General features: G+C 71.4%; 7 protein-coding genes. All 7 read right to left on the reverse strand.

Features of this window, described 5'->3' with window-relative positions; translation table 11 throughout:
* The coding region (locus HMPREF0731_RS05185; RefSeq protein ID WP_007002988.1) for a GcrA family cell cycle regulator at positions 1-204 on the reverse strand (204 nt) is incomplete at its 3' end.
* Between the two features lie 188 nt (positions 205-392).
* Entirely contained in the window at positions 393-1,376 is a 984-nt protein-coding gene (locus HMPREF0731_RS05190) for an acetamidase/formamidase family protein (protein WP_007002989.1), read from the reverse strand.
* Positions 1,377-1,821: 445 nt separating this feature from the next.
* Positions 1,822-3,684, reverse strand: a complete 1,863-nt coding sequence (locus HMPREF0731_RS05195) for an ABC transporter ATP-binding protein (protein WP_007002990.1) — start codon at positions 3,682-3,684, stop codon at positions 1,822-1,824.
* Positions 3,685-3,899: 215 nt separating this feature from the next.
* Positions 3,900-4,889: a magnesium/cobalt transporter CorA gene (gene corA, locus HMPREF0731_RS05200; RefSeq protein ID WP_007002992.1), complete on the reverse strand. Its 990-nt coding sequence runs from the start codon at positions 4,887-4,889 to the stop codon at positions 3,900-3,902.
* Between the two features lie 59 nt (positions 4,890-4,948).
* Positions 4,949-5,671: an acireductone synthase gene (gene mtnC, locus HMPREF0731_RS05205; protein WP_007002993.1), complete on the reverse strand. Its 723-nt coding sequence runs from the start codon at positions 5,669-5,671 to the stop codon at positions 4,949-4,951.
* The gene (locus HMPREF0731_RS05210; RefSeq protein ID WP_040611932.1) at positions 5,668-6,207 is read right to left on the reverse strand and encodes a 1,2-dihydroxy-3-keto-5-methylthiopentene dioxygenase; all 540 of its coding nucleotides are present in this window, start codon (positions 6,205-6,207) and stop codon (positions 5,668-5,670) included. The genes mtnC and HMPREF0731_RS05210 overlap by 4 nt, the downstream gene beginning before the upstream one ends.
* 2 nt (positions 6,208-6,209) lie before the next feature.
* Complete coding sequence (locus tag HMPREF0731_RS05215) at positions 6,210-6,824, reverse strand: methylthioribulose 1-phosphate dehydratase (RefSeq protein WP_007002995.1); 615 nt, start codon at positions 6,822-6,824, stop codon at positions 6,210-6,212.
* Positions 6,825-7,038 lie beyond the last annotated feature (214 nt).

Raw genomic sequence — 7,038 nt, forward strand, 5'->3', positions numbered from 1 at the left:
CGGCGCCACAGGAGCGGGCGCGGCCGGCGCGGCGGCCTCGGCCTCGCGGCGGATCGGGCTCGGGCGCGCGGGCAGGTTCAGGCGGTGCGCCTTGCCCACCACGGCGTTCTTCGAGATGCCCATGCGCCGGCCGATCTCAGCCGTCGAATGGCCCTCCGCCCATAGCGCGCGCAGCGTCTCGATCGCTTCCGCGGTCCACTCCATCGCCCGACCTCCTGCTCCACCACCACATACGGTAGAGAGGACGGGGGTATGCCCACAAGATGCGGCACCGGAGCCAGGGTTAAAAAGGTGTGGACAACCCTGGGGACGGAATCGTGGATGGCGTGTGGATCATGGGGACAGCTTCGGCGCGGCGCCGCCGGGCGGCCGCGCCGGATCGCCAACTTGCCTTAGAACAACAGGCCTTTGCGCAACATGCCGTGCACGCCCTTCTCCCCGTTCACCGTCTGGGTGACGCGGAAATCCACGGCGAGGGAGCAGAACTGATACGCTTCGGCCGCAGAGATCTGCGCGCGCGCGACGATGAAGGCGATCATCTCGCGCAGCGCCTGCTTCATGGCCATGTCGAGATCCTCGTGCATGCCCATGCTGATGTAGTGGGTGGGCGTCTCGGCGCGCGGGTAGCGCAGCGCCGGCTGGCGGGCGCCGCCGCCCTTCTCCAGCGACAGGCGGAAGGTGCCGGTCAGGCACATCTCCAGCGCGGTGACGCAGACCTCGCCATCGCCCTGCACGCCATGCCCGTCGCCGGCGCTGAACAGCGCGCCCGGCGCGTGCACCGGCAGCCAGAGGGTGGTGCCGGCCACCAGCTCCTTGTTGTCCAGGTTGCCGCCATGCGCGCGCGGCTCCTTGGTCGAGATCGGCCCCCATTCCACCGGCGGCGCCACCCCCATCACCCCGAAGAAGGGCGAGAGCGGCAGCTCCAGCCCGCCTTGCGGGCCGAAGGGAAGGCGGCAGGTGTTGGCGGCGCGGTCGACGGGGATGTGGATCAGCCGGCGATAGGGGAAATCCTCCGGCAGCGTGCCGACCAGCGGGCGGAAATGATTGTAGCCCCAGTCGGCGCCCAGCTCGATCGCCTCGATCTCGACGCGCAGCGCATCGCCCGGCTCGGCGCCCGCCACCGCCACCGGGCCGGTGACCAGATGCGGGCCGAGCTGCGCCAGCCGCCCCTCCGCCACCGCCGCGTGGATCGCCTGCAGCTCCGGCGGCACGGCCAGGCCGCTGCCCTCCGGCGGCATCACCTGCGCCGGGCCGGAGACGCATTGCATCACCACGCGATCGCCGGAGGCCACCGTCAGCACCGGCGCGAAACTGGCATCGAAGGCACCGAAGCGCACGGTTTCCGGTGCGGCATCAAGGCGATGGGTGGTGGACATGGCTTTTCCCTCCTGGCCGCGCCACCTTCCCCGCCACCCCCTCCCCCGTCAACTTTTCTTCCAGCTGCCGGTCATGGCCTGGACGGGATCGCGGCACGGGGGCGCTGCGCATTGGCCCAGGGGTGCACGCCACGCTCCCGTTCAACGAGTCGTGGCGCCGGAGTGCAGCGTCCCGTTTTTCTGTCGGCTACCGGTCATGGCCTGGACGGGATCGCGGCACGGGGGCGTTGCGCATCGGCCCAGGGGCGCACGCCACGCTCCCGTTCAACGAGTCGTGGCGCCGGAGTGCAGCGTCCCGTTTTTCTGTCGGCTACCGGTCATGGCTTGGACGGGATCGCGGCACGGGGGCGTTGCGCATCGGCCCAGGGGCGCACGCCACGCTCCCGTTCAACGAGTCGTGGCGCCGGAGTGCAGCGTCCCGCTTCTCAACGAGGCGGCGGCAGCCTTAAAGAAAACCGCCCGACTGGCGGTGCCAGAGCTGGGCGTAGACGCCGCCCAGGGCGAGCAACGCGGTGTGGCTGCCCTGCTCGACGATGCGGCCCTGTTCGAGCACGACGATGCGGTCCATGCGCGCGAGCGTGGAGAGGCGGTGGGCGATGGCGATCACCGTCTTGCCCCGCATCAGGCTCTCGAGCTGTTCCTGGATGGCGGCCTCGACCTCGGAATCGAGGGCGCTGGTGGCCTCGTCCAGCACCAGGATCGGCGCGTTCTTCAGCAGCACGCGGGCGATGGCGATGCGCTGGCGCTGGCCGCCGGAGAGCTTGACGCCGCGCTCGCCCACCTGGGCGTCGTAGCCGCGGCGGCCGCGCCAGTCCTGCAAGTCGCGGATGAAGCCATCGGCCTCGGCCTGGACGGCGGCGCGGAGGATGTCGTCCTCCGAGGCGTCGGGGCGGCCGAAGCGGATGTTGTCGCGCACCGAGCGGTGCAGCAGCGCGGTGTCCTGCGTCACCACGCCGATGGCGCCGCGCAGGCTGTCCTGGGTGACGCTCGCGATGTCCTGGCCGTCGATCAGGATGCGGCCCGATTGCGGGGCGAAGAAGCGCAGCAGCAGGTTCATCGCCGTGGTCTTGCCGGCGCCGGACTGGCCGACCAGGCCGACGCGCTCGCCGGGGGCGATGTCGAGGTCGAAGCCGCGCAGCACCCCCTGCCCGGCCCCGGCATAGGTGAAGTCCACCCGCTCGAAGCGCAGATGCCCCTCGGTGACGCGCAGCGGGCGGGCGGCCGCGGGGTCGGCGGCGGTGGGCGGCACGGCGATGCTGCCGGTGGCTTCCTGCACCACGCCGACATTCTCGAAGATGCCGGCGACGTTGAAGGCGACCCAGCCGGAGATGTTGGCGATCTGCCAGGCCATGGGCAGGGCGGCGGCGACCACCGCGATCTCGATGCGCCCGGCATTCCACAGCGACAGCGACAGCGCCGCCATGCCGACCAGCAGGCAGGCATTGAGCGAGGAGAGCAGCAGGCTGTTCAGCGTCACCATGCGCATCTGCCGCTGGAAGGCGTGGGTCAGGCCGAGCACGCCCTGGCGCACCTCGGCATCCTCCTGCTCGGCGCGGGCGAAGAGCTTCAGCGTCAGGATGTTGGTGTAGCTGTCCACGATCCGGCCGGTGAGCAGGCTGCGCTGCTCGGAGGCGGCCTTGGAGCGTTCGCGCATGCGCGGCAGCATGCGCCACAGCAGCGCGCAGTAGATGGCGAACCAGAGCAGGATGGGCAGCGCCAGCCAGGCATTGGCGCTGGCCAGGTACAGCACCGCGCCGCTGCCATAGACCAGGATGTACCAGACGGCGTTGACGCCCTGGACGATGCTCTCGCGCAGCGCCGGCCCCGCCTGCATGACGCGGTTGGCGATGCGGCCGGCGAAATCCTCCTGGAAGAAGGGCAGGCCCTGGCGCGAGACCAGCCAGTGGCTCTGCCAGCGGATCAGGCTGGTGAAGCCGGAATTGATCGCCTGCTGGCTGATCAGGTTCTGCAGCAGGATGGCGCCGGGCCGCGCCAGCAGCAGCACCAGCGCCATGCCGAGCAGCGCGGGCCAGGCCTCGGCGAAGAGCGTGCCGGGGGCGTGGGCGGCCAGCAGCCCGGCCACGCGGCCGATGAAGACCGGGATCAGCGCATCGAGCAGCGCGACGGTCAGCCCCGTCAGGAACAGCATGGCGAACAGCGCCCGTCCCTGCCGCAGGAAGTGCCAGTAGAAGCCCCAGAGGCCGCGCGGCGGCGCGCCCTCCGGCACGGCCACGCCGAACAGCCGGGTGGCCTTGGCGCCGGGTGGCGCAACGGGGTCGATCAGGGATTCGAAGAAGCGGAACAGCATGGCCGCAGGGCGCGCCGGGCGGCGCGCGAAGTCAAGGCGCGGCCGCGTGACGGCTGCGGCGCGGCGGGCGCGGAGGTGATGCGGCGGGCGGGCCGCGACGGCCCGGCTGGCGTCAGGCGGCGCGGCGCCTCAACGCCCGGATCACCCGACCACGAGCGGCAGGCCGACCCGGCTGCGTCCCGCCGCCAAGCCCGCCAGCGGCAGCGCGGAACAAGTCAGAGCCAGCCCTTGCGCTTGAAGTAGAGGATGGGAAGGACGGCGCTGACCACCATCATCAGCAGGGCGAGCGGGTAGCCGAGGCGCCATTGCAGCTCGGGCATCAGCTCGAAATTCATGCCGTAGATGCTGGCGATCAGGGTGGGCGGCATCAGCGCCACGCTGGCCACGGTGAAGGTCTTGATGATGCCGCTCTGGTCGATGTTGATGATGCCGAGCACGGCGTCGAGCAGGAAATTGGCCTTGTTGTTGAGGAAGGCCGCGTGCTCGACCAGGGAGCGGACGTCGCGCATCACCGTCTTGATGAGGGTCTTGTTCTCCTTGCGGACGGCGGTGTCCTTCTCGGCGCCGACGAAGGTGAGGATGCGGGTCAGGCCGAGCAGCGTCTCATTGGCGCGGCTGGTGACCTCGCCCACCTGGCCGATGGTGATCAGCGCGTCCTTCAGGCTGGCGTCGCGCGCCTTCACCTTGGCCTTCTGCGAGCCGCGCGCGGTGTGGAAGACCTGCCGGCTGGCGCGGTCCATATCGGCGCCGGTGCGTTCCAGCACATCGGCCAGCCGGTCCACCACCTGCTCGAACAGGTGCAGCATCACCGCGTCCGAGGTCTCGATCAGCCCCGGCGTGCGGCAGACGCGGGCGGCGAAGGCGGCGAAGGCCTTGGGCGTCGCGTAGCGCACGGTGACGAGGGCGGAGCCGGCCAGGACGAAGGTGATGGCGGTGGAGCCGTATTCCCCCTCCTCCACCCCGTAGAGGAAGTTGGCGGTGAGGAAGAGCGCCTCCGCCTCCTTGTAGAGGCGGGAGGAGCTTTCGATCTCCTGCATCTCCTCCCGCGTCGGGATCTCGAGGGCGAGGGCCTGCTGCACCAGCCGCTCCTCCTCCGGCGTCGGGCAGAGCAGGTCGATCCAGACGGCCTGCCGCAGCGCCTCGGCGGAGGGCACGCCCTCCTGCCGCAGCGTGCGCCCGGCCTGCACGGTGTAGGTGGTCATCATGCCGCAGGCTCTCCCGGCAGGGGGGTGTCGAAGGGCGGGGGTTGCCCCGCCCGGGGGTCTCAGGCGGCCAGGCGCGGCACGGGCAGGCCGAACAGGGCGGCGACCGCGGGAAAATCGGGCGCCTGCGGATGGCGCGGGCAAGGGACAGTGCCATCCCGCGGCCGCACCAGCTGGCAGACCGAGAGCCCGGCATGGGCCGCGGCGTCCAGCTCCTCCGCGATGTCGGAGAGGAACAGGATCTCCTGCGGCGGGCGGTGCAGCCCCTGGGCGATGGCGGCGTAGCTGGCGGCCTCGCGCTTGCCGCCCACCGCCGTGTCGAAGAAGCCGCCGAACAGCGGCACCAGGTCGCCGGCCACGGAATGGCCGAAGAGCAGCTTCTGCGCCGCCACCGAGCCCGAGGAATAGACCGCCAGATACAGCCCGGCGCGCGCCCAGGCGCGCAGGCAGGGCGCGACATCGGGCCAGAGATGGCCCTCGATCTCGCCGCTCTGGAAGCCGCCCCGCCAGATCAGGCCCTGCAGGGTCTTGAGCGGGCCGATCTTGGCATCCTCCGCCATCCAGCGGCGCAGCGCCTGGCGGACCTCCTCGCCGGGGGCGGCCAGGCGGGCGGCCTCGCGCAGGCAGGCCGCGACCTCGGCCTCCTCGCCATGGGCGTCCAGGAACCCGTCCAGCGCCCGCTCCGCATAGGGGAACAGGGTCTCCTTGACGAAGGCGATGGCGCTGGTGGTGCCCTCGATATCGGTCAGGATGGCGCTGGGCGGCGCCTTGGCCAGCCCGCTCATCCGGTCACCGCCGGGAAGCGCTCGGCGATGTCGGTGCCGGTGTAGTGCGGCGTCCAGCCGGTGGTGTCGGTGAAGACGCGCAGCGCCGTCACATGCGGCTCGGTGCCGGCGTCGAACCAGTGCTGGGTGTTGGCCGGCACGCTGATCAGGTCGCCGCGCGTGCAGTGCGCGTCATAGACCTTGCCGTCCACATGCATGATGAAATTGCCGCTGCCCTCGTGGAAGAAGCGGATCTCATCCTCGGTGTGGGTGTGCTCGGACAGGAACTTGGCGCGCAGCGCCTCCTTCTGCGGATGGTCGGCCGTCAGGCGGATGACATCGGCGGTGCCGGCGGCGTGGCCGGCCATGAAGGCGTCGAGCTGCGGGCGATAGGCCTCCAGCACCGCCTCGGCCGGGGCGCCCGGGGGCAGCGGCGCCACCGCCCAGCGCTCGAAGCGGACATGGATGGGCGCCAGGGCGGCGGCGATCTCGGCCGCGTCGCCGGTGCGCAGCAGCTCCTCGCCGGTGGCGGCGTCCTTGATGGTCAGCAGGCTCATGGTCAGCTCCTCCGCTCCCGCATCTCGCATTCCAGCATGAACTCGAGCGCCTCCAGCCGGGCCAGCGCCGCATCCATGTCGGGGGCCCATACATAGACGCCATGGCCGCGGATCAAATAGCCCGGCGGGATGCTGGCGAGCCCGTCCCAGCGCGAATCCACCACGGCCTGAAGGCGGGGGATGTCCTGGTCGTTGCCGAAGACCGGCACGGCCACGCTGGCCTCATGCGTGGGCAGGCCGGGAAACGCCTTGAGCAGCTCGTAGCCGGCCAGGGCGATGCTGTCCCCGGCGGCGCGGGAGAGCACGGTGTTGGCGATGGAATGGCCATGCAGCACGGCGCCGGCCTCGGGGAAGCGGCGGTAGATGCCGCAATGCAGCAGGGTCTCGGCCGAGGGGCGCAGCGCCGGATCCTCGGGCCGCCCTTCCAGGTCCACCACCATGACCGAATCCGGGCCGAGAAAACCCTTGTGCTGGCCGGAGCGGGTGATGGCGACGCGGCCGCCCGGCAGCCGCACCGAGAAATTCCCGGCGGTGGCCGGAACCCAGTGGAAACGGTCCATGCGCCGGCCGGCGCCGATGATGGCCTGGATGGCGGCGTCAGGAATGGTCGCGCGCATCGTCTCTCCCTGCGGCGTCGTCGTCGGTGCGGCGAGGGCATAGCGCAGGCGGCGGCGGCGCGGCAGCCTCGGCCGTGTGAAACCGCCGGCAAAAACGCCGCCCCGTCCGGCCGGGCGGCGGGCATGGGCGGCGGCGGGCGGAGGAGAGGGCGCCACGGGGAAAGCCCGGGGGTGGTCCCCCGGGCCGGTCGATCAGCGCGCCGCCCTGGGCAGG

It is taken from the genome of Pseudoroseomonas cervicalis ATCC 49957 (assembly GCF_000164635.1).
GTDB lineage: Bacteria > Pseudomonadota > Alphaproteobacteria > Acetobacterales > Acetobacteraceae > Pseudoroseomonas > Pseudoroseomonas cervicalis.

Bases quoted from the DNA above. Each gene is read 5' to 3' on its own strand.
- HMPREF0731_RS05190 (WP_007002989.1), bottom strand. From the start codon at position 1,376: ATGTCCACCACCCATCGCCTTGATGCCGCACCGGAAACCGTGCGCTTC.
- HMPREF0731_RS05195 (WP_007002990.1), bottom strand. From the start codon at position 3,684: ATGCTGTTCCGCTTCTTCGAATCCCTGATCGACCCCGTTGCGCCACCC.
- corA (WP_007002992.1), bottom strand. From the start codon at position 4,889: ATGATGACCACCTACACCGTGCAGGCCGGGCGCACGCTGCGGCAGGAG.
- mtnC (WP_007002993.1), bottom strand. From the start codon at position 5,671: ATGAGCGGGCTGGCCAAGGCGCCGCCCAGCGCCATCCTGACCGATATC.
- HMPREF0731_RS05210 (WP_040611932.1), bottom strand. From the start codon at position 6,207: ATGAGCCTGCTGACCATCAAGGACGCCGCCACCGGCGAGGAGCTGCTG.
- HMPREF0731_RS05215 (WP_007002995.1), bottom strand. From the start codon at position 6,824: ATGCGCGCGACCATTCCTGACGCCGCCATCCAGGCCATCATCGGCGCC.